Source organism: Acinetobacter sp. SAAs474, assembly GCF_032823475.1.
Taxonomy (GTDB): Bacteria; Pseudomonadota; Gammaproteobacteria; order Pseudomonadales; family Moraxellaceae; genus Acinetobacter.
This window is the reverse complement of record NZ_CP127915.1, coordinates 2,320,964-2,340,093: the sequence shown is the minus strand read 5'-3', so window position 1 is coordinate 2,340,093 and position 19,130 is coordinate 2,320,964. Positions and strand designations below refer to the sequence as shown.

The following is a 19,130-nucleotide window of genomic DNA, read 5'->3' as shown; positions in this document are numbered from 1 at the left end:
CCGAATTAAAGCTTATTCCAAATACTCAGACTTGAGATTTGAGGGTTAAAGCAGATCATGACGCTATCTGCACGGTTTGGTGACGCCGTGCCATCAGGCTGTTTATTGATTAGAATCTTGCCTGTGCCATTCTTTGTATATGTGGGCTGTGATAGCTCGGTAGTAAGTAATGCCAGTTCTTTTGAATCTATATGCTCACTGGATAATGAGATAAGCATATCAGGATCGTAATCGCGCCCTTCAATTGCTCTAAATGTCTCTTGGAATCGCATACGCAACCACCACCATGATTGAGCCTTAAGATTTGCGAAAAAGTCTTTATTAAATCGACCTTCAACCATTTGATCATCAGGCTCACATACAGATCCAGATCCTCGGAAGGATTCAACAACAACCTCAGGCAATCCTTTCTCTCGTTGCTGTTCATTAATGACACGTGCATCACCACGGCATCCAGCGCCTAAGCCATCAGCATCGTAATAAAGCGTATCTATTGATTGATCTATGCTTAGGTCCATAGCCTTTTGTGTGGTCCCGAATATGTCGTCGCCTTTACCAGACCATGTTTCTAGATAATTCAGTACTATGCCATGACGAGCCGCATATGAGTTTTTATCCTTACCCTCATCAGCAACATCTAGACCTGCAATACGATCACCAGTTGGTTCAATACCGAGTTTGATATGCGCATCAATAGCAGCTTGAATCCATGCACTAGGAATTAATACGCCTTCGACCGATGCCGCATAGTTAATATCAATCTCTTGAGCTAATACCACATCATCCAATGTGGCTAACTGTTTTTCATACCATGGATGAATAACTTTTCCGTTATATTCCACAGTCCAGTTTTTATCTGGATTAGCGCGCCAAGGCATGGTAAACACGGCGTAACGACCGCTAAATCTATCCTGGTGAAAACGATCACCAATACCATTCGGTGTAGAACCTTTAATATGCACGTTAGTATTTTGTGACATTGCAGCATCTACGGCTTCTTGACGCTCTACGAATGCCCATTCATCAAGAAAATACATTGTAGTACGTCCACCACGACCAATATTGTCACCAGCCTCACCAGTAATGGTTGCGCCGTTGTCAGGATTAATAATGCGCATGTAGTTATCGTGGATTTTCTCCACAAACTTTTCAGGCTTCATCCAGTCAGGCATTTTGCTGAACATGTCGCGGAACTTATGAAGTAGCGTTTTAGGATCTCCCTTTTTATCTACAAGTTCCTCTTTACGGCTTCCAACACCACCTGCAAAGCCTTCAACAAACAACCAACGATGCAAATAAAATCCTAATACAACGTATGACATACCTTCATCACGGCTCTTTTCAATTAAACCATGCGTCTGAGTACTCTCACGCTCAAGCAACCAGTCCACCAATTCAACTTGTTTAGGTCGAAGCACAAAAGGAAGATTTGCTGGTAAACCAAACGGCATACCGCGTGGATCATAGGTCCAGATCCAGTGATTAAACCAGTGAATCGGATCATTCTTGCATTTATATAATTCTGCCTGTTGGCTTAAATCGTTTTGCTCAATGACTGCCTTGTAATAATAACGCCGTGTCATTTCAGCAATAATTTCAGGTAGGCGTGTATTAATGGTCCATTCTTTAATTAACGGCGCTATTTCATCTAATGCATAAGTCATAACTTTCCATTAATCGCTAAACGTGAAAGCTCTTGAGGGGTGAGTTTTGCGAGTTCATCAGGTGTGAGCATTGGCGGCTTATTTATGTGCTCATTTTCAGTTTTTATTGCACCACCATCTTTACCTGTAATTTCTATTTTCTTCTCGTAATGGCCTTTCACAATTTTTTGAATTTGATCAATTAATTTAATTGCTAAAACCACATTACCTTTTTTATTCATTAAAAGGTCACTAAGAATTTGTAACTGGACTAAATCATTAGCACCTATGATGTTGTGTATCGGCTGTGCTAAATACTCTTTACGCGCTTCGTTAAATAAGTCTATAAATTCTTGGGATAGATCAGCACCAGCCACCTTGGTTGGATCATATGTCTCAACCTGTTGAGGTGTTACATCAATGTTAAATTTTTCCTTGATGTCCTTAACTACTTCAGTAGGCGTCATAAACTGTGCAAGACACCGAATAATAAAGATTTTTTCTATTTTTTTCAGTCTTGCCATAACTCACCATCCATCAAGGTACATCAAGGTAAGTGGGCAAAAAAATTTGAAACTAACCTATTAAGCACGTCCCACAACAAGCTGCTATATTTCTTTCAGATACAAACGGCGCATTCTTTGTTATTTCAACTAGACGCTTCACGCTTTCGTTTGCACCCCAACGTCTAACTACGCCGTAGAACTCTTCGACATCGTGACCAGCCAAATAGTGTTTAGGTAGACCGGTCATGTCGCTATAAAGCGCTTCGCCATCTTCGTCACGTTCTACACCAATGTGGTAAAGCTCATGTTCGATAAGGGCGCAAAAATCACGATCATTGGCCTGTTCACAAAATGTGGCATCGATCGTAATTAAATAGACAGGTACAAAACCAAACCAATCACGCATCTGTTGTTCTTGTCGTGCCTTCTTCCATCCGCCTTGGTTAAACATCACTTTTTCACATTGGCCCAATACCATTCTCTTTTTAGCAACGGCGGCAGATGATGCCCATGCGAATGCTAGGAATGTTTCATCGTCATGAAGTAGCTCGGAGATATGATCATGATCAGGATTGTGGAGCTGGCCACCAATGGTTAGAAAGTTTTTAATCACCCATTCTTTCAATTCCACGGCGGGTGCAAGTCGTATTGCTTCTTCTTCCTCGGCTTGATCAATTAGATCCGTCGGTGGGAATGGTCTGATCTGTTCCATCGTCTAATCTCTCTAATTGCGCCGTAATCCAACGAATCACTTGTCCTGACTCAATAGCATGTGGATCAAAACGCTCAATCCTATAACCCATGTCTTCAGCTAAATCATATTTATTGAAAGAGTTTGCTATTTTCTTACCACCACGACCAACAGCCCAAGGACTGCCAACGATTTCAATAAGAAGATTTAGCTTCACAATATAAAAATCAAATCGCCAATTTCTGGTTGATTCAAATTGAAATTTACGGCGATAACCAATAAGGTTTTCTTCTAGTTCTTGAAATAAAGTTTCTTCAGCTTCTAAATATTTCTGAGTGGCTTTAGGTAGTGGTTTGGTTCTGGGTTTTCTTTTGATTTCTGATTTTTTGGTGAGTTGTTTGTATTGATTAATTTCCATTGAGCATTACGCGCAAATTCTTAATCCGATTCTTAAACGCCGTGATTTTTCCATCAATCACAATCATTTCGTCACGTGTCATTAAACCACGTGACAAGTTCTGCCATTTTTCAATCTCATCTGACAGTGTTTTAATATTTTTGTTTATTTCTACACGATCGACCATGGTGCACCTTTAATTAATTTTTAAATCAACATCAGGGATAATTGCTTGTGGTTTAAATGCAACTTTATAGTGATACGTACTCACACCCTTAGCAGATAACTGCTCTGAGAAATAAGTAACATTATCTGAAATACCCAGTGAATGCTTTTTAAATTCAGATGGGCCAGTTTTACAAGTCACATCAACTTTACGCTCACCAACTGGTTCAAATGAGCACTTACCCTCAATAGTTAAAATATAATCGCCAGTAATTCCATTATAAAAAACAACTCGACGATCTAGTTCAAAATTATCTGCTGCGTAAGACAGATTCTTAGATGCTACCTGCGCATCACGAGCGCAACCAACCATTGCTACTACACACATTAAACCAGCAGCTAAAAGACATTTTTTAATTGTTTTAATTTCTCTAAAAAATAAAACCCCTCAAAAGGGATTTTGTTTTAATATTAATGAATTAGCTTTCTTGCAATCCAAGATTAGAAATAGAAAGTAAAAGTATTTCAGTTCCAACAGGATGTTTAGCTAAAAGAATCCGTATAACCTCATCCTTATCTATTGCACCATCTCCATTAGTAATTCTGCTTGATTCGATATAAGCATTGTGCGCAACATTGTCTGCAAAATAACCTGCCATATGCATATTCTGCTTACCTGATCGCATATTTATATGAACTTGAGTTTGAAATGCCATCTATTAATCCTAATTAAATAACCAGATTAAACAGTAATCCACCAATAATAAAATTTCAATTTATATCCTATATGAAATAAAAAAGCCCACCATTTGGCGAGCTTCTTAATTAATCAAAGTGCTTTAATAACACTTCGACCACTTATAACACAAATATGCCATAACCTGTGTACACAAGCAACTACTTTTGAAGAAGTTCTGATTTTAAATTGGGATATCTGCCAGCTAAAAAAGCTAAAGCACATTTCATATCCTGCCTAATTTGAATAGTTGATGTTTCATATATTTCTGCAACTTCACGCAATTTTCTATTTTCAACACATACTTGCCATATAGCATCCATCCAGTCCTGCAATGGTTCACTGTCAATTTGACGAATATCCAAAATAATACGCTGAAATGCCCTTGCCTCATTATCAGATATTTGACAAACAACGCCACGGCGTAATTTTGGTTCCTTAAAACTATCATCACTCATATACTGAGCAATAAGATCCTCACGCTCTTTTTGTGATAGCTTCCGAGTTGGAATAGTTTTATAAATCATTTTTTTTGTTTCTGTATCACCATTCATCCATGCACCAAACTGTCTAAACCAATCCTCAGTACTAAAACGAGACCAATCTACTGCTTGCATAATCGTCACTGCTGCATTCATTCTATTCCCCTCACTTAAACCATTCACACGTGTATTGCGTACCACTTACCCAGAAGACATCTTGTGTTTTACAGACCTGTATTGTGTTGATTGTTTTTAATGTCAAAGCTACAACAAGAAATATTATAAATATCAAGACATACAACCATGATTTATGTTTTTTCTTACGCATCATTCACCATCTTCTCAATCTGACCAATCGCCATACCTGACTTAACTTGTGCAGTACTAAACCGTATTACTGAATAACCCAACTCTTGAGCTGCGTTATACTTTTCCATATCACCTAAATAGCCATTACCTCTGGTATGCCGACCACCTGACCAAATACCACCTTCTACTTCAATTAAAATCATTTTTCCTACTAGGTAGAAATCAGCTCTCCATTTTCTTGCTTGATGAAATTTAAATTCACGCTCAAATTCGATATTTAATGCTTTTAGCTCTCTGGCCAACTTCTCTTCAAACTCATTAACCGCTTTATGACCAGGAGCAGAAACACGGCGCTTGGATCGCCGTGTGGTTTTAACTAGTTTTTTGTATTCAGCAAGTGAGTAAGTTGTCATTTGCTAATGCACTACGAATATCATTTAAATTTATAGTGCCCTCAATCATGTCTTCATGAACTGGAAACCAACCATGATCGCTTAACCACATTTGCAAGTAGTTATAGAAATACTTGTAGTAATCGATGCGATAATCAAAGCTTTTCCCATAATAAAAACAATGGGTAGCTCTTTCAGGTGCGCCATCTAAAATCTGGCGCATTTGCTCAATTGTTAAATCAATTTTCATTCGCTTCCCACCCCTGTTCTAATAACAATTCTTCTTCTAAAGAAATTTGGTCGTGATTTGTCATGCGATCAGCACTCCTTTGACGTTCATAATGTCTTTTGCATACAACGTTGCCCGATACTTGTTATCAGCAATTTTTTCCAAGTAACGTTGCTCAACAAAATTCTGCAATTGACTATGAATCGTTGCTTTATGTGCATCGATCACAGCATCTTGAATATCCTGAATAGAAAACGGTTCTGTTGCATAGCAAGCAAAAAGTAAAATATTCAACTGATCATCAAATGTAAATTTCTTAAAGTGCTTACATGTACTTGGCTGTTTTGTTTTGGTGTTCATGCCACTTCTCCCAAATCACAAATAGACACCACCTCGCCGTACTGCACAGCTTCATCCAACGGCATGTACAACTGGTACCCAAGTTGATCAAGAACATACACAGCGTTAGTTTCTGAACACATGAAGCCTAGACGCTGAAACTTGTGAACAACACAATTCGGTTGAGTGGTCAGAGTTAATTTGTTTTTCATGCAACATCCTCCAGTACGCCGTTAAAACCCACTTCCTTCAAATACGATTCCCATTTTTTAGCCTGTACTGGATCTGAAAGTTTCAATGCAATTTTTGCTGCCAGTTTTTCGTAAGAATCACCTGGTTCGCTGTACTTGCCTGAGAATTCAGGATGATGTGAAAGTTTTTGAGCAAATGCGTAGATTTGTTTTTCAGAGAGTTGAGTTGGTTTAACTTGATCACCAGAATTTTGATTGTGGCCAGTATTTAATTTTGCACTGGCTTGTTTTTCGTATTTCGCATATGCGTTGAGTAACCAGTCGGTGAAGTGATAAATCATCAATTCATCACTCATTGGTTTTTCAGCATTGTAAATTTCAAATGCACGTCTTTCGCGTTCAAGCCAATTTGAATTCACGATGATTTCAAAATTGATGCTCGCATCTGCAAAAAATATTTCTTCACGAAGTTTTTTTAAGCAAAGCCAAGTTTTTTTATTTTTAGATTCATTGGTAGATTCTATTGGGAGATTCTGTGTGCCAATAACGGCACTATTCAAAGTACCGTTGTTGGCACTATTCAACATGCCGTTAACGGAACCATTCCGTTTTTGGAACTGTTCCAATGTTGGTACTATTTCAGATAAATTTTTATCCTGTAATTGTGCCGTTTCTGGCATTGTTTCTCGGCCATTTACACCCTTCAATTTATAAACTTTTACACGCTTGGTTACGCCTTTTCGCTCACCAGTATCAGCAATTAAATCATCGTCCAATAGCTCAGAAATAATTTTTAAAACTGTTTTACGCTCAAGTCCTGTGTCTTTTTCCAAGCGTTGCATGCTTGGATAACAGCAATGGTCTTCACCAGCGCGATCTGCTAGTGAAAGCAAGATAAGACGCTTAAGCGCCTTTCTTGCTCCACCTTGTTTTTCCTTAAGCTCGACACGCCAAGCCCAGTTTGTAGCATCAAGACTCATAGTCTCACCTTCATTGCGAATTCAATCAATTCGCGTTTTGCTTTCTCTACAGCTTGAGAGTTTTGCGCCGTATTGTTTTCAAAATGCTGTTCGATAGCTTTTTGAAAGAAATAGATCTTTCGATTAATTTCTATCTCTGTTAATATTTGATTGTTCATTTTTTTCCTAATTAATTAAATGAATGACCTAAAAGCCTGATCTTCTACATCAGGCTTTTTTATTGTCTACAACTTGTAGCGGGAACTTGACCCGACTATCCCCATCACTCCCATCACCGACCACAATTCCCCTCATCCGCTCATTTCTTTTGATGCGTTCAAGCCCTAAATTAACGATATGCCACTCACCAACAATGGCTTTTTCAAAAAGGATTGCAGCTTGTCTACTCATCTCCATACCGTAATAAGCAGAAATATCACGGAGCTTATCCATGATTTCAGGATCGTGCTTTGTACGAAGATCTTCTTTTTCAAGACTCATAATTTTTCCTTTATGCAACATATTCGTGTTGAGTGTGTTCAACCCAAAGGTTCTCAAGATTCCTCCCTTTGTCGTAACCAAGACGCTTACCACATAGGCCATTTTCAAGATTGCTTACATAGTTCTGAGAGCAACCAATTTTTTCGGCGATTTGTTTTTGTGTGAAACCATGATCTTTTAGCTCCACTATCATTTTTTGCCATCTATTCATAAGAGTCTCCTATATTTTTAATGAATATATAGGTTTTCCGATATTTATGCAATAGCCAAACCGATTGAAATATGTATCACAATTCCGATAGTTTATTTAAGGACTTAACTATGACCACTTTGGGTGAAAATCTTAGAAAAATTCGAAAAGCCAAAAAGATGACTCAAAAGGATTTAGCTTTAAAGTCAGGCGTAAAACAGTCTGTTATTTCTGATCTTGAGACAGGTAATGCTAAAACTACAGGCTCTATTTTGGAACTTGCAGCTGCATTAGGTGTGACAGCCGAAGAACTCAAAAAAGGAGTTATTGGCGAAGATGTCTTATCAAATGTTGAAGTAGTTACCCCTAAGATGGCTCCAGTATTATCTTGGGTGCAGGCTGGCGTATTCACTAATGTTCAGTCTGTAAATATGTCAGAAGTTGAAGAATGGTTGCCATTACCAGAAGAGTGTGAAGATTGTTTTTATTTAAAAGTTCAAGGGCTAAGTAACTTTCCTACATTTCAGGAAGGTGATTACATCCTTGTGGATCCATGTGTTCAGTTTAGTGATATGCAGTCTGGCGATATGATTGTTGTTAGAAAATTTGATGATGCCACTTTTAAAAAATTAGTAATAGAAACCGATGGTTCTAAGTATTTACAAGCACTTAATCCAGAATTTAAACCTAATATCATAGAGCTTGATGAGGATTGTAATTTTGTTGGTGAAGTTGTGGATTGTATTCGATACATCTACAAATCAAAGCGCAGGAAAACAAGAAAATCTTAATCAACATAACCCCATAAAAAGGAACCCAAAATGATCGCAACACTGAATAAATCTAAAACGGCGCTAACAATTAATCGTCAAGAATTTAAATTGGCATTGGATAAAATCGGCGCAGGAATTGACAAGCAAATAGCGTCACTCAAAAAAGCCAAACAGAGCTATGACGCTGCGGAAATGGCTAATGAGACTATCAATGAATTGAATATCTTTGAAGCTATTATTGAGGGCGTTAATGAAGTAGAAGGCATTAATCTAAAGCTATCAGATATTACCAACCTTGAAACGGCTCAAGTATGGGTAGATGAGTTTTTAGAAAAGTATTCTAAGTCTTGATTGGGGATGCCCTGCTTTACGGGGTTTGAGTATAAATATTAATTCAACAAGTGAAAGTCTATGGATTATAGTGATTATATTGTTTATGTGGATGAAAGTGGCAGTGTTGATATGCTCAACAATGATACTGACTTCCCTGTTTTTGTTTTATCTTTCTGTGTTTTTCATAAAAAATACTATACAAACACCATTGTTAAATTTGTAGAAGATTTAAAGTTCAAGCATTTTGGTCACGATATTATTATTCTTCATGAAAGAGATATAAGAAAAAGAACATCTCATTTTGCAGGCTTTGATAAGACTCGCATGAACCTATTAATGACTGATTTAAATGAGCTTATGGAGCGTAATCACTTCATATTAATTAGTGCAGTAATCAGAAAAGATAGGCTAATTAATAGAGATGCTAATCCATATGAGGTTGCTATGAAGTTTTGCTTGGAGCGACTATTTTTCTTCTTAAAGGAAAAAAGTCAGCACGAGAAGCAAACTCATATCATTGTTGAATCTCGTGGTAAAAATGAAGACTCACAACTAGAGTTAGGTTTTAGGAGAATTTGCGACCCGACAGGAAATTATCTAAATAAAGTATTTCCATTTGAGATAATTTTCGCATCTAAGAAAACCAACTCATCTGGTCTTCAATTTGCAGATCTTGTTGCGAGACCTATTGGTAGATATGTGATTAATCCAACTCAACAAAATAGGGCATTTGAAATATTAAAAAATAAATTTTATTGCAGAGGTGGTAGATCTAACACTGGTTCTAACTATCTAGGATATGGTTTGAAAATTTATCCCTCATAAAAAACAAAGAGCCTTGATGTTTGCACCAAAGCTCTTTGCCGACCGGGAATGCCCAATCCATGGGTAACAGTGTAACGTAAAATATTCCAATATGCAATTAAGAATAAATAAACTGTGAACCCGACACAGTCCTTACAACAGATCGGGTGGAGAAGATAATGAGTCAAAATATAGCTGAACCTAAATGCCCTGATTGCAAAGTTCAAGGCTTAAAATATATTGTTTCTTCAAATAGTGTAGAGGAGTCAAAAAGAGGTGATACGTGGTTTAATATCGCTCATTGCTCGCAATGTGGACACGTTTATGGTGTATTTGCGAAAATTATCAATGCTCCATCTATGCCACCCCTTCCAAAACTCAGCTCTTTTTAGAATTTAGAAATTCATTTGGATTTAAATAGAGCTTAATATCATCAAGCTGATCTTTTTTTAGATTAGCTTGACTCAATATGTGTTGCAGTAGACGACACCCATTAGCCTGTTGTGTAAGAATATCCGCTTCTGTATTTTTTGTTGGTACAAGCGATGCAACCTCACCCTCAGTATCACCAACACATCGAGGGGAACTACAGAGGTTAATACCTAGAATATCCGCAATTTTATTAGTCTTTTCTAAGTATTCCTTATGATTAATTCGCCAATGCGTTTCATCAGGCTGAGCACTTACATCATCTGTAGTGATAGTATTGTGACTTGAGCTTAGTGCTAATTGAATATCTACCAGCATTTCTCGAATATCTTCTAATTCTGACTTAGTTGGATGCATAACAAACTCCTTAACCCACGCCGTGTGGGTTTTCTTTTGTCTATTATAAAGCAAATTTAAAAAAATATCGGTTTTTCTATATAAATATCGCTTTACCTATTGACTAATAATATCGGAATATCTATATTTATCTCACCAACAATAAAAAAGCCCCGACAGACCTGAGAAATCAACGGAGCTTTTTTCTAACAACGAGGCAATTATGAACGTAAACTCAATTCCTTTCAACCCTAAAGCAATGGTACTTACCGCCGTTGTAACTTTTGGCAGCCTAGCAGCTCTCGCTATTCCCGAACAACCTGTATATCAGCCTGACTACAGTATTAGTCAACCGACTGATTACGGCGTACAAACTTTACAAGTTTTCCCAAATAACACCGGTATCGCAGTAATAAAAGTTGATGAATTTCGCATTCAAGTTAGTTTTAACTTTGATGCACATCCTGATAGCTATGGGCCTATAGGTTCCGACTACACAGCAATTGATATCACAAATCTTGCAATTGAAAGCATCACAGATATAAACGGCAAATCTTATAACGATTTCACTGATCACAACGATCATCGCAATATCAACTTATTGCTATCTGATTTCATTGAAAAAAATAAATTAGCGGAGGCTGTGTAATGTCTTCTAATAATCAAGTTGTTAACGCACTTCTTACTATCCAGCAAGAACTTAAAGCACCTAAAAGCAAAACCAATACTTTTGGTAAATATAACTATCGTAATTGCGAGGACATATTAGAAGCAGTTAAACCTTTACTTGCTGCTCATAACGCTACCTTAGTTATTTCTGATGAAATAAGAGAAATTGGCTCAACATTGGTTGTGACTGCAAAAGTTGTATTCACAGATGCCCAAGGTAAAGAGACTATTGCTACAGCACATGCTGGTATCGATATAAATAAAAAAGGTATGGATATCGCTCAAACCTTTGGTGCATCTAGCTCATATGCTAGAAAGTATGCTTTAAATGGCCTATTCCTTATCGATGACACCAAAGATTATGACTCTGATGAATATCACAATCAGATAAATGGTAAATCAAACAATAATCAGCAGTCTAGAAATAATAGTCGTAATGCTGGCCAGCAACAGCAACAGCAACAGCAACAGCAACAGCAACAGCAACAGCAACAGCAACAGCAACAGCAACAGCAACAGCAACAGCCTAAAACATTAAAGCAAAGATTTCATGATGCTCTCAAAGCAATCTCTACTGCAAAAAATCCGGCAACTTTAGACAAGGCTATAAATACATTTGGCCCAACTGAGTACAGTGAAGCGATTCAGCGTGCTTGTGATGCACGTGCAGATCAAATGGGTTGGGCAAATCCTTTGCACAACAATAGTCAAAAACAAAATTCAAATCAACTTCATCACTAAGGCCAATACAATGAATAATTTAATCTCTGCTCAAGAAGCTTTTAATGCCATGCTTTCTGGCAAAAATGTAATGTGCCGTGCTATCGGTGAAATGCTTGATTTCAATGATATTGATCAGTTCCCTGCTACGATTTTCGCTAAAGCCGGTTATGAGTTTTGCATCAAGATTGAAATGATCAGTGTTGCTGGTATTGAATTTACTAAGCCACTTACTCTTGATGAATACCAGGAGGGCCAAGAAGTTTTTGTTATCAATACATATTCCCCTTCTATCTGTGTTGTTAATTTCAAAACTAGCGCATTAATTGAAGCTATAAACAGTGGCTTTGTTCAACGTGATGCTGAAAATGCCAAGCTTCAATTAAAAGCTTTATCTAAAATCCTTGGTTGCGAACTTGATAATGATTTGAGTGTTGTGCGCTTAGGTGAAGAACCTAAAGAACCAAAGAAACGTACTTCACGCAAAAAGACTGAAGGACCAAAATCTGAAATCACTATCGTTGAGCAAGGCCCTATCGATGTTGTTGAAGATAGCTTGAGTGAAAAAATAACTGAAGAGCCAAAACTTACTGTCGTGCAAGGTACGATTGATGATCTCTATGCTTCATTTGAGTATCAAATTCAGCAAGCAACGACACCCGAAGCTTTAGTGAAGATCCGCTCTGTTTTTTCAGCGAATGGTACCTTAAGTGATAAAGAGCATAATGATCTTAATGCATGTTTTAGTGAAAAATTAGCTGAATTGGATCCTGAGCAACATACACCTAAAAATGATTCTGGTGAACTTTCAGTAGTTGAGCTAAGAAAACTGCAGCAAGAAGCTGAGAATATGATTTACCAAGAACGTCTTAATGATCTTGTTGCACGTGCAAAAGAAGCAAATTCACCGGCTGAAGCCAATGCATTGGTTAAATATACAACGCAGTGGACCGAAGAACAGCGCAAGCCATTGATGAGAGCTATTAATGTAAGACTTGTTGAGCTTGATGAATTGAATAAAGTTGAGAGTGAGCCACCGTCATTAATAGTTCAAATTAAGAACGCAGCGGATCTGACCGAGTTGGACGCGCTAGAGATTGATGTTGCTGGTCGTCATATTGATATTCAACCGAAGTTAATGGCGTGTGTCCTCAAACGTCGCAAAGAGTTGGAGAGCATGTCATGAGATTTGAATACTCAACCATTACTCGAATACTGACTGTATTCGGTGCAAAGATGACACATGTTTTCAACGACGTGAATTTTAGTGAAGTTGACAGTCTTATTGTTGATGCAAAATTTAAAGAAGCGATTTGGAGAGCGTGATGGGAATGAATCAATTTCAAATTGAGCAGTTTGCTGGTATCGATAGAGACATTGCGAATCACATGATGAGCAGTGGTACACAAAAAGCTAAACACGCTATGTCAATTTTATTAATGTGTGTTTCTCTACCTGATCCATGTGCTCTTACTTTGCTAAAAGAAGCTGTTAAAGAATGCAAAAAAGAAATGAAGGCGGCGTGATGGAAATAAAACAATTAGCACCTGCTGAGATTATTCGTGATGAATATGGATTTTGGGTTCATCCAGTTTTAGATGAATACCTAAGCCAAGTGCTTAATGGTCGTGAATTTATGACATATTCTGAGCATGAAAGAATGTTGAAACATTTCAATATTTCATTATCCCGAAAAGAAATGGAATGGGATTGCTCAGAAGAATTGGCTGATAAATATTGGGGTGACGGTGACATTGATGCCACCAAAGATTGGCAACCTACTTCACCCAATGGTGATGGATGGTTTTTAGTTTCAATAAATGATACCGAAGATGGTCCAGTTGCGTGGTGGGCTAAGGAAAAGGTGGCGTGATGGATATTAAAAATACAATGATTAGCGCAAAAGTAGTTATTAAATCTTTAATTGTGCTACTTGAAAACGAAAATGTAGATATTTCATCTATCAAATTCAAAATTAACAATACAGAAAATGGAAGTGAGAGTGAATCTTTAAGCTTTCAAAATCTAGTTGAAGTTACATTAGAGGAATTGGATGAGGCTAAAGCCCAAAAAGTAGCTGTGCCTGAAGGGTTTGTTTTGGTTGAGAAATCTAAAATTGAATCACTTTGTGATTATGCTTATGAAGCAAAGCAATATAGTGCTGATAGTTTTGCTGAAATTAAACATATTGAGAAAGAGCTACAAGCCATGATCGAAGCACAGGAGCAAGTATAGTGAATGTGAAAATGACAGCGGATCAATTCTATAGCCATATTAAACCTATTGAACGTCCTATCCGAACTTTTCATTGTGGATTTAGTTATTTAGAGACATGGATCAAAAATGAAAATAAAGATACGAAATATGGAATTGACTTAAATCCTGACTTTCAACGCGGCCATGTTTGGACTCAAGATCAACAGGTACATTACATTGAAAATGTGCTTCGACGCATCGTTGATGAAAGTGGATTAACTATTCGATTTAACAATCCAACATGGCGTGAAACAAAAATAACTGGTGACTTGATTGAACAAGTTGTTTGTATTGATGGATTGCAGCGACTAACAGCAATTAGAAAATTTATTGCTGGTGAGCTAAATATTTTTGGAATCTCTTATAGCTTACTACCAGCACGAATTATTTTGCGAGATCTAACTGTTGTCATAAAAATGTATGATTTCGCAAACAAAGCTGACTTATTAAGTTTTTATTTAGATATTAATGCTGGAGGCACATATCACACTGAATCAGAAATTAATCGGGTACGAGAGCTGCTGAAAGAAGTGAAATTAAAGGAGATTAGTTGAATGGGATCTATGAAAGAAAGTGATAATGACTTACTCCAAGCTATTTTTGATGAAATGCAATATTTGAAACGAGCATTACTCACTAAACATGAAAGTCGAGTTGGTCGTGCAGAATTTGCGAGATTATTAAATATCGAACCTGAAACGCTTGATGCTCGAATTAGAGATGGTCGCTATACTAAGCCATATAAAGATGGTCGGAAAAGTTACTGGTTAAATTCATATGTTCAATCAGTGATACGTGATGTAGATTGACTTACTCCTATCATTAAATCAAAGTTTATGATGGGGAATTTTGCACAATTAGTTAAAATTATAAAGCCACCAATTCGGGTGGCTTTTTTTATTTAGCAATTATTTTGTGAGTAATATTGTGAGTAACAAGAATAAAAATAAGAAAAATTGATCAACAAAAAACCAGATTATTCATCCACAATATCGACAAACTGAGCAGATAAAATCTGAGCCAGATCATGAGGATTTAAACCCACATCCAAACCGCGTTTCCCACCACTCACATAAATTTTTTCATAGTCAGCAGCAGAAGCATGAATAACTGTTTTTAAACGCTTTTTCTGCCCTAATGGACTAATTCCACCAACTAAATATCCCGTCAATCGCTCAGCATCTTTAGGATCTGCCATATGCAGTTTCTTACAGCCAAATGCTTGGGCAACCTTCTTTAAATTAAGCTGATGGTTAACAGGTAAAATCGCAATAAAATAATTTTTATCATCACTCAGCATTAAAGTCTTAAAAACCAGATCTACAGATAAAGCTAACTTTTCAGCAGCTTCTAAACCAAAACTTTTGGCATGAGGATCATGTTCATACTCATGAATTGAAAAACTTATTTTATGTGATTTTAAAATTTTACATGCGGGTGTCATATGAATATCGTAGATAGAGCCGGATAACAGCTCGATTATAAAACTTTTCTAGGTCTATGTTGGAGTATTTTGTTGCTATCACATCAATTTTGCTTGTAATAGCAAAAAAATCATACAATAAAAACGTTTATTTAAAAATAAATCATACAACATGAATTGACCTCAGATTAAAGTCTGAATACTATTTAGTACCTCATTACTAGTCACTGGTAATAAAATTTTATTATTGTGAAATATGGCGATTATTTTGTTGAATTTAAAAAAATTTAAATTATGTAATTCTCTTATGGCTAAAATAAGTCTGGTTGTTATCACTATCGGACTGATTACAGGATGTGCTCCATTAGGTTCAGGATCTGTGGCTAAACGCTCTGCTAAACTTTCAATTGGATTACAAAAAGCATATACCGTCCAACCCTCCACTGCAGACCGGATTGCACCACTTATTGTAGAGACAGCAGATCAATATGATTTAGATCCTTTAATGTTGGCAGCACTTATTCGACAGGAATCATCTTATCGCAGCAAAGTTGTATCACCTGCTGGTGCTGTGGGTCTGACTCAAGTCATGCCTAAATATTGGCAAAATATTTGTCAAGGCGATCTATTTGATGAATCAGTTAATATTCATTGTGGTGCATATATTTTAAATACATATCAACATAATGCGAATAGCCTAAAAAAAGCACTGGCACACTACAACGTAGGGCCAACAGCGTATAACACCAACAGACAAATGAAAAAACAAGGAAAAAAATATGCGAAACAAGTCAAAGCGCATAGATCTGAGTTAAAAAGCGCACTTTAATCTTAAATTAGCGTATTAGACCTTGGGGTTGTAATATAATAATCGCAGCACCAAATAGTACTACACAGCCCCCCATAAGGTCCCACTTAGATAAGGCAACCTGATCAACAAACTTAAGCCATAATAAAGCAGTAAAAATATAAATCCCGCCATAAGCTGCATAAATTCTACCTGATGCCGCAGGATGTAGTGTCAATAACCAAACAAAAATAGCCAAGCTCAATACAGTTGGTAGCCATAACCAGTGCGTTTTTCCTTGGTTTAAAATCAAATACGGAAAATAACATCCCAATATTTCAGCAACGGCCGTAATGAAAAATAAAAAGAAGGTCATCATTACTTTGGTGATATTTATATCCATGATAAAAACTCTGAGTTAACTTGCGGTTAATTACTTTACGATATGACATTATCGATACATTCATCATCGTATGCTAATGATATGTGATCAAACACATGACATCATACCTTAATGATTTTATAGATAAAAAAAATCACCTATATGATAGGTGATTTTTTATCATGAATGACTACTATACTTCTGCAGGCTCTGCAACTTGATCTTCAAATACTTCTAGTTTAAGCCCAATCACCTGACCTTTTTCAGTTTTTACAGAAACGGCTACATTGCCACCATGTTCTGCCAATTCGCCAAATAAAATCATTTCTGCCAGTGGTTTTTTCAAATGCTCTTGAATTAAACGTTGCATTGGTCGAGCACCCATTAAACGATCATAACCTTGCTCAGCCAACCAAGCACGAGCATGTTTATCTACATCCAAGACCACTTTTTTATCATCTAGCTGTGCTTGTAGTTCAGTTAAGAATTTATCAACCACATTTTCAATAATATTATTTGGCAACGACTGGAACTGAATAATCCCATCTAAACGATTACGAAACTCTGGTGAAAATGCTTTTTTCATTGCTTCTTGGTTATCACGACTATGATCTTGCTCAGTAAAACCAATACTTACACGCGAAATACTTTCAGCACCGATATTCGTCGTTAATACTAAAATCACATTACGAAAATCTGACTTACGACCATTATTATCTGTTAATGAACCATGATCCATAATTTGAAGCAATAAATTAAACACATCTGGATGTGCTTTTTCAATTTCATCAAGTAATAATACAGAATGAGGATTTTTATGAATCGCATCGGTTAACAATCCACCTTGATCAAAACCGACGTAACCTGGCGGTGCCCCGATCAAGCGTGAAACGGCATGACGCTCCATATACTCAGACATATCGAAACGAATCAGTTCAACCCCTAAAAACTTGGCTAACTGTTTAGTAACTTCTGTTTTACCTACACCAGTTGGTCCAGCAAAAATAAAACTTCCCACAGGTTTATCTGGTGTTTTTAATCCCGCACGAGATAATTTAATCGCTGAAGATAATGCATCAATCGCCTCATCTTGACCAAATACCACACGTTTTAAATCGCGCTCTAAATTCGATAAAATTGCTTTATCATCTTTAGAAACTGTTTTTGGAGGAATTCTTGCGATTTTAGCAATAATATCTTCAATATTTTCAACTGTAATTAGACTATCTTGTTGCTCAGATTTTAATCGACGCTGTGCTCCAGCCTCATCAATCACATCAATTGCCTTATCGGGTAGAAAACGATCATTAATAAACTTTGCCGAAAGTTCTACCGCTGCGACCAATGCTTGATCATCATATTTTACATGATGGAAATCTTCAAATTTTGATTTTAGACCCCGTAAAATATCAATCGTTTCAGCAATGGAAGGTTCGTTAATATCCACTTTTTGAAAACGGCGTGATAATGCATGATCTTTTTCAAAAACTTGACGATATTCTTGAAATGTGGTTGAGCCAATACAACGTAAAGTACCATTTGCTAAGGCAGGTTTAATCAAGTTTGATGCATCCATTGTACTGCCCATACTAGAACCAGCACCAATAATCATATGAATTTCATCAATAAATAAAATAGACTCTGGCTTTTTCTTTAACGTACTTAACAATTGTTTTAAGCGTTTTTCAAAATCACCACGATATTTTGTACCTGCGACTAAGGCACCAATATCTAAACTATAGATTACCGCATCAGCAAGTGGTTTGGGTGCTTTTCCATTCACGATTAACCAAGCGAGCCCCTCAGCAATCGAGGTTTTTCCTACACCTGGATCACCAACCAATAGAGGATTATTCTTACGACGGCGGCATAAAATTTGTGCTGCACGTTCAATTTCTTTTTCTCGTCCAATTAGTGGATCTGTTTTACCTTTACTGGCTTCCGTATTTAAATTGGTTGTGTAAAGTTCTAATGGGCCAGCATTAGAAGACGATACCTGCTCACTTTCTATATCTTCAATTTCCTCTTCAACTTGTTGTTCTTCTTTAGTATGTAAGCCATGAGAAAGATATTGAGTTAAAGTTAAACGATTAATTTGATGACGTTTTAATAAATAAATTGCAAATGAATCCCGTTCAGAGTACATCGCCACTAAAATATCTGCACCTTCAACCGCACGATCGCCACCACTTGATTGCACATGAAAAATTGCACGCTGTAAGATACGATCAAAACTTTCCGTTGGATGAGGTGCTTGATCACTATTTTCAGCCAGTTTTGGCGTATGTTGTTCAACGTAATCTTCAAGTTCTTTGCGTAATAAAATAATATCTGCACCACATGCTTTTAAAGCATTTACTGCTGAATCATTATCAAGTAAGGCTAATAACAAATGTTCAACCGTCAAAAACTCGTGCCGTTTTTGACGAGCCATGCTAACAGCCAAGCGTAATGATACTTCTAATTGTCGACTTAGCATGCAACCCCC

Annotated in this window: 33 protein-coding genes; 14 read left to right on the top strand and 19 right to left on the bottom strand. The window is 36.9% G+C overall.

Annotated elements, in window-relative coordinates; genetic code table 11:
• Window positions 1-5: 5 nt before the first annotated feature.
• The 15 genes from QSG86_RS11880 to QSG86_RS11810 all read right to left on the bottom strand — a co-directional run bounded on the left by QSG86_RS11880 (window position 6) and on the right by QSG86_RS11810 (window position 7,751).
• Window positions 6-1,664, bottom strand: a complete 1,659-nt coding sequence (locus QSG86_RS11880) for a terminase (RefSeq protein WP_317031688.1) — start codon at window positions 1,662-1,664, stop codon at window positions 6-8.
• Window positions 1,661-2,167: a DUF2280 domain-containing protein gene (locus tag QSG86_RS11875; protein WP_317031687.1), complete on the bottom strand. Its 507-nt coding sequence runs from the start codon at window positions 2,165-2,167 to the stop codon at window positions 1,661-1,663. The genes QSG86_RS11880 and QSG86_RS11875 overlap by 4 nt, the downstream gene beginning before the upstream one ends.
• 52 nt (window positions 2,168-2,219) lie before the next feature.
• Window positions 2,220-2,861, bottom strand: coding sequence for a putative metallopeptidase (locus tag QSG86_RS11870; protein WP_317031686.1), 642 nt, complete (start codon window positions 2,859-2,861; stop codon window positions 2,220-2,222).
• Window positions 2,821-3,258: a hypothetical protein gene (locus QSG86_RS11865; RefSeq protein WP_317031685.1), complete on the bottom strand. Its 438-nt coding sequence runs from the start codon at window positions 3,256-3,258 to the stop codon at window positions 2,821-2,823. Before QSG86_RS11865 ends, QSG86_RS11870 begins: the two co-directional genes overlap by 41 nt.
• On the bottom strand, window positions 3,248-3,424 hold the full coding sequence (locus tag QSG86_RS11860; RefSeq protein ID WP_317031684.1) for a hypothetical protein: 177 nt from the start codon (window positions 3,422-3,424) through the stop codon (window positions 3,248-3,250). The genes QSG86_RS11865 and QSG86_RS11860 overlap by 11 nt, the downstream gene beginning before the upstream one ends.
• Before the next feature lie 9 nt (window positions 3,425-3,433).
• The gene (locus QSG86_RS11855; protein ID WP_317032569.1) at window positions 3,434-3,820 is read right to left on the bottom strand and encodes a hypothetical protein; all 387 of its coding nucleotides are present in this window, start codon (window positions 3,818-3,820) and stop codon (window positions 3,434-3,436) included.
• Between the two features lie 61 nt (window positions 3,821-3,881).
• On the bottom strand, window positions 3,882-4,118 hold the full coding sequence (locus QSG86_RS11850) for a hypothetical protein (RefSeq protein WP_317031683.1): 237 nt from the start codon (window positions 4,116-4,118) through the stop codon (window positions 3,882-3,884).
• Between the two features lie 181 nt (window positions 4,119-4,299).
• Window positions 4,300-4,776 carry a hypothetical protein gene (locus tag QSG86_RS11845; RefSeq protein WP_317031682.1) on the bottom strand — a complete coding sequence of 159 codons (477 nt, stop codon included), beginning with the start codon at window positions 4,774-4,776 and terminating at the stop codon, window positions 4,300-4,302.
• A gap of 164 nt (window positions 4,777-4,940) precedes the next feature.
• On the bottom strand, window positions 4,941-5,342 hold the full coding sequence (locus tag QSG86_RS11840) for a hypothetical protein (protein WP_317031681.1): 402 nt from the start codon (window positions 5,340-5,342) through the stop codon (window positions 4,941-4,943).
• Entirely contained in the window at window positions 5,320-5,571 is a 252-nt protein-coding gene (locus QSG86_RS11835; protein WP_317031680.1) for a hypothetical protein, read from the bottom strand. Before QSG86_RS11835 ends, QSG86_RS11840 begins: the two co-directional genes overlap by 23 nt.
• A gap of 60 nt (window positions 5,572-5,631) precedes the next feature.
• Window positions 5,632-5,910 (bottom strand): hypothetical protein, encoded by a 279-nt coding sequence (locus QSG86_RS11830; RefSeq protein ID WP_317031679.1) that lies wholly within the window; start codon window positions 5,908-5,910, stop codon window positions 5,632-5,634.
• 187 nt (window positions 5,911-6,097) lie between these two features.
• Window positions 6,098-7,060: a helix-turn-helix domain-containing protein gene (locus tag QSG86_RS11825; RefSeq protein WP_317031678.1), complete on the bottom strand. Its 963-nt coding sequence runs from the start codon at window positions 7,058-7,060 to the stop codon at window positions 6,098-6,100.
• On the bottom strand, window positions 7,057-7,218 hold the full coding sequence (locus tag QSG86_RS11820) for a hypothetical protein (RefSeq protein ID WP_317031677.1): 162 nt from the start codon (window positions 7,216-7,218) through the stop codon (window positions 7,057-7,059). The genes QSG86_RS11825 and QSG86_RS11820 overlap by 4 nt, the downstream gene beginning before the upstream one ends.
• Window positions 7,219-7,267: 49 nt before the next feature.
• On the bottom strand, window positions 7,268-7,540 hold the full coding sequence (locus tag QSG86_RS11815; RefSeq protein WP_317031676.1) for a hypothetical protein: 273 nt from the start codon (window positions 7,538-7,540) through the stop codon (window positions 7,268-7,270).
• 10 nt (window positions 7,541-7,550) lie between these two features.
• Complete coding sequence (locus QSG86_RS11810) at window positions 7,551-7,751, bottom strand: helix-turn-helix transcriptional regulator (RefSeq protein ID WP_317031675.1); 201 nt, start codon at window positions 7,749-7,751, stop codon at window positions 7,551-7,553.
• A 110-nt stretch (window positions 7,752-7,861) separates the two neighbouring features.
• On the opposite strand from QSG86_RS11810, the gene QSG86_RS11805 reads away from it, so the two are divergent.
• The 4 genes from QSG86_RS11805 (at window position 7,862) to QSG86_RS11790 (ending at window position 10,032) form a co-directional block, all read left to right on the top strand.
• Complete coding sequence (locus QSG86_RS11805; protein WP_317031674.1) at window positions 7,862-8,521, top strand: XRE family transcriptional regulator; 660 nt, start codon at window positions 7,862-7,864, stop codon at window positions 8,519-8,521.
• A 30-nt stretch (window positions 8,522-8,551) separates the two neighbouring features.
• Entirely contained in the window at window positions 8,552-8,854 is a 303-nt protein-coding gene (locus QSG86_RS11800) for a hypothetical protein (RefSeq protein WP_317031673.1), read from the top strand.
• A gap of 60 nt (window positions 8,855-8,914) precedes the next feature.
• Window positions 8,915-9,661, top strand: coding sequence for a DUF3800 domain-containing protein (locus tag QSG86_RS11795; RefSeq protein ID WP_317031672.1), 747 nt, complete (start codon window positions 8,915-8,917; stop codon window positions 9,659-9,661).
• Between the two features lie 158 nt (window positions 9,662-9,819).
• A complete protein-coding gene (locus QSG86_RS11790; protein WP_317031671.1) occupies window positions 9,820-10,032 on the top strand; it encodes a hypothetical protein in 213 nt (70 codons plus the stop codon).
• Here the strand turns inward: QSG86_RS11790 and QSG86_RS11785 are convergent.
• Window positions 10,019-10,426: a hypothetical protein gene (locus QSG86_RS11785; RefSeq protein ID WP_317031670.1), complete on the bottom strand. Its 408-nt coding sequence runs from the start codon at window positions 10,424-10,426 to the stop codon at window positions 10,019-10,021. The genes QSG86_RS11790 and QSG86_RS11785 overlap by 14 nt on opposite strands.
• A 202-nt stretch (window positions 10,427-10,628) precedes the next feature.
• Here QSG86_RS11785 and QSG86_RS11780 point away from each other — a divergent pair, with 202 nt between their 5' ends.
• The 9 genes from QSG86_RS11780 to QSG86_RS11740 are packed head-to-tail and all read left to right on the top strand — an operon-like array spanning window position 10,629 to window position 14,859.
• Window positions 10,629-11,054: a hypothetical protein gene (locus QSG86_RS11780; RefSeq protein ID WP_317031669.1), complete on the top strand. Its 426-nt coding sequence runs from the start codon at window positions 10,629-10,631 to the stop codon at window positions 11,052-11,054.
• Window positions 11,054-11,815 carry an ERF family protein gene (locus tag QSG86_RS11775; RefSeq protein ID WP_317031668.1) on the top strand — a complete coding sequence of 254 codons (762 nt, stop codon included), beginning with the start codon at window positions 11,054-11,056 and terminating at the stop codon, window positions 11,813-11,815. The genes QSG86_RS11780 and QSG86_RS11775 overlap by 1 nt, the downstream gene beginning before the upstream one ends.
• Window positions 11,816-11,825: 10 nt before the next feature.
• On the top strand, window positions 11,826-12,980 hold the full coding sequence (locus QSG86_RS11770; RefSeq protein ID WP_317031667.1) for a hypothetical protein: 1,155 nt from the start codon (window positions 11,826-11,828) through the stop codon (window positions 12,978-12,980).
• Window positions 12,977-13,120 carry a hypothetical protein gene (locus QSG86_RS11765; protein ID WP_317031666.1) on the top strand — a complete coding sequence of 48 codons (144 nt, stop codon included), beginning with the start codon at window positions 12,977-12,979 and terminating at the stop codon, window positions 13,118-13,120. Before QSG86_RS11770 ends, QSG86_RS11765 begins: the two co-directional genes overlap by 4 nt.
• The gene (locus QSG86_RS11760) at window positions 13,120-13,320 is read left to right on the top strand and encodes a hypothetical protein (protein ID WP_317031665.1); all 201 of its coding nucleotides are present in this window, start codon (window positions 13,120-13,122) and stop codon (window positions 13,318-13,320) included. Before QSG86_RS11765 ends, QSG86_RS11760 begins: the two co-directional genes overlap by 1 nt.
• Window positions 13,293-13,667 carry a hypothetical protein gene (locus QSG86_RS11755; RefSeq protein ID WP_317031664.1) on the top strand — a complete coding sequence of 125 codons (375 nt, stop codon included), beginning with the start codon at window positions 13,293-13,295 and terminating at the stop codon, window positions 13,665-13,667. Before QSG86_RS11760 ends, QSG86_RS11755 begins: the two co-directional genes overlap by 28 nt.
• Window positions 13,667-14,029: a hypothetical protein gene (locus QSG86_RS11750; RefSeq protein WP_317031663.1), complete on the top strand. Its 363-nt coding sequence runs from the start codon at window positions 13,667-13,669 to the stop codon at window positions 14,027-14,029. The genes QSG86_RS11755 and QSG86_RS11750 overlap by 1 nt, the downstream gene beginning before the upstream one ends.
• Window positions 14,029-14,604, top strand: a complete 576-nt coding sequence (locus QSG86_RS11745; protein WP_317031662.1) for a DUF262 domain-containing protein — start codon at window positions 14,029-14,031, stop codon at window positions 14,602-14,604. Before QSG86_RS11750 ends, QSG86_RS11745 begins: the two co-directional genes overlap by 1 nt.
• Window positions 14,605-14,658: 54 nt before the next feature.
• A complete protein-coding gene (locus tag QSG86_RS11740) occupies window positions 14,659-14,859 on the top strand; it encodes a hypothetical protein (RefSeq protein WP_410487495.1) in 201 nt (66 codons plus the stop codon).
• A gap of 167 nt (window positions 14,860-15,026) precedes the next feature.
• Here the strand turns inward: QSG86_RS11740 and ybaK are convergent, their stop codons facing one another.
• Entirely contained in the window at window positions 15,027-15,494 is a 468-nt protein-coding gene (gene ybaK, locus QSG86_RS11735; protein ID WP_317031660.1) for a Cys-tRNA(Pro) deacylase, read from the bottom strand.
• 286 nt (window positions 15,495-15,780) lie between these two features.
• On the opposite strand from ybaK, the gene QSG86_RS11730 reads away from it, so the two are divergent.
• The gene (locus QSG86_RS11730) at window positions 15,781-16,302 is read left to right on the top strand and encodes a lytic transglycosylase domain-containing protein (protein WP_317031659.1); all 522 of its coding nucleotides are present in this window, start codon (window positions 15,781-15,783) and stop codon (window positions 16,300-16,302) included.
• A gap of 7 nt (window positions 16,303-16,309) precedes the next feature.
• Here the strand turns inward: QSG86_RS11730 and QSG86_RS11725 are convergent, their stop codons facing one another.
• Window positions 16,310-16,663, bottom strand: a complete 354-nt coding sequence (locus tag QSG86_RS11725) for a YnfA family protein (protein WP_317031658.1) — start codon at window positions 16,661-16,663, stop codon at window positions 16,310-16,312.
• A gap of 172 nt (window positions 16,664-16,835) precedes the next feature.
• Window positions 16,836-19,121: an ATP-dependent Clp protease ATP-binding subunit ClpA gene (clpA, locus tag QSG86_RS11720; RefSeq protein WP_317031657.1), complete on the bottom strand. Its 2,286-nt coding sequence runs from the start codon at window positions 19,119-19,121 to the stop codon at window positions 16,836-16,838.
• Window positions 19,122-19,130 lie beyond the last annotated feature (9 nt).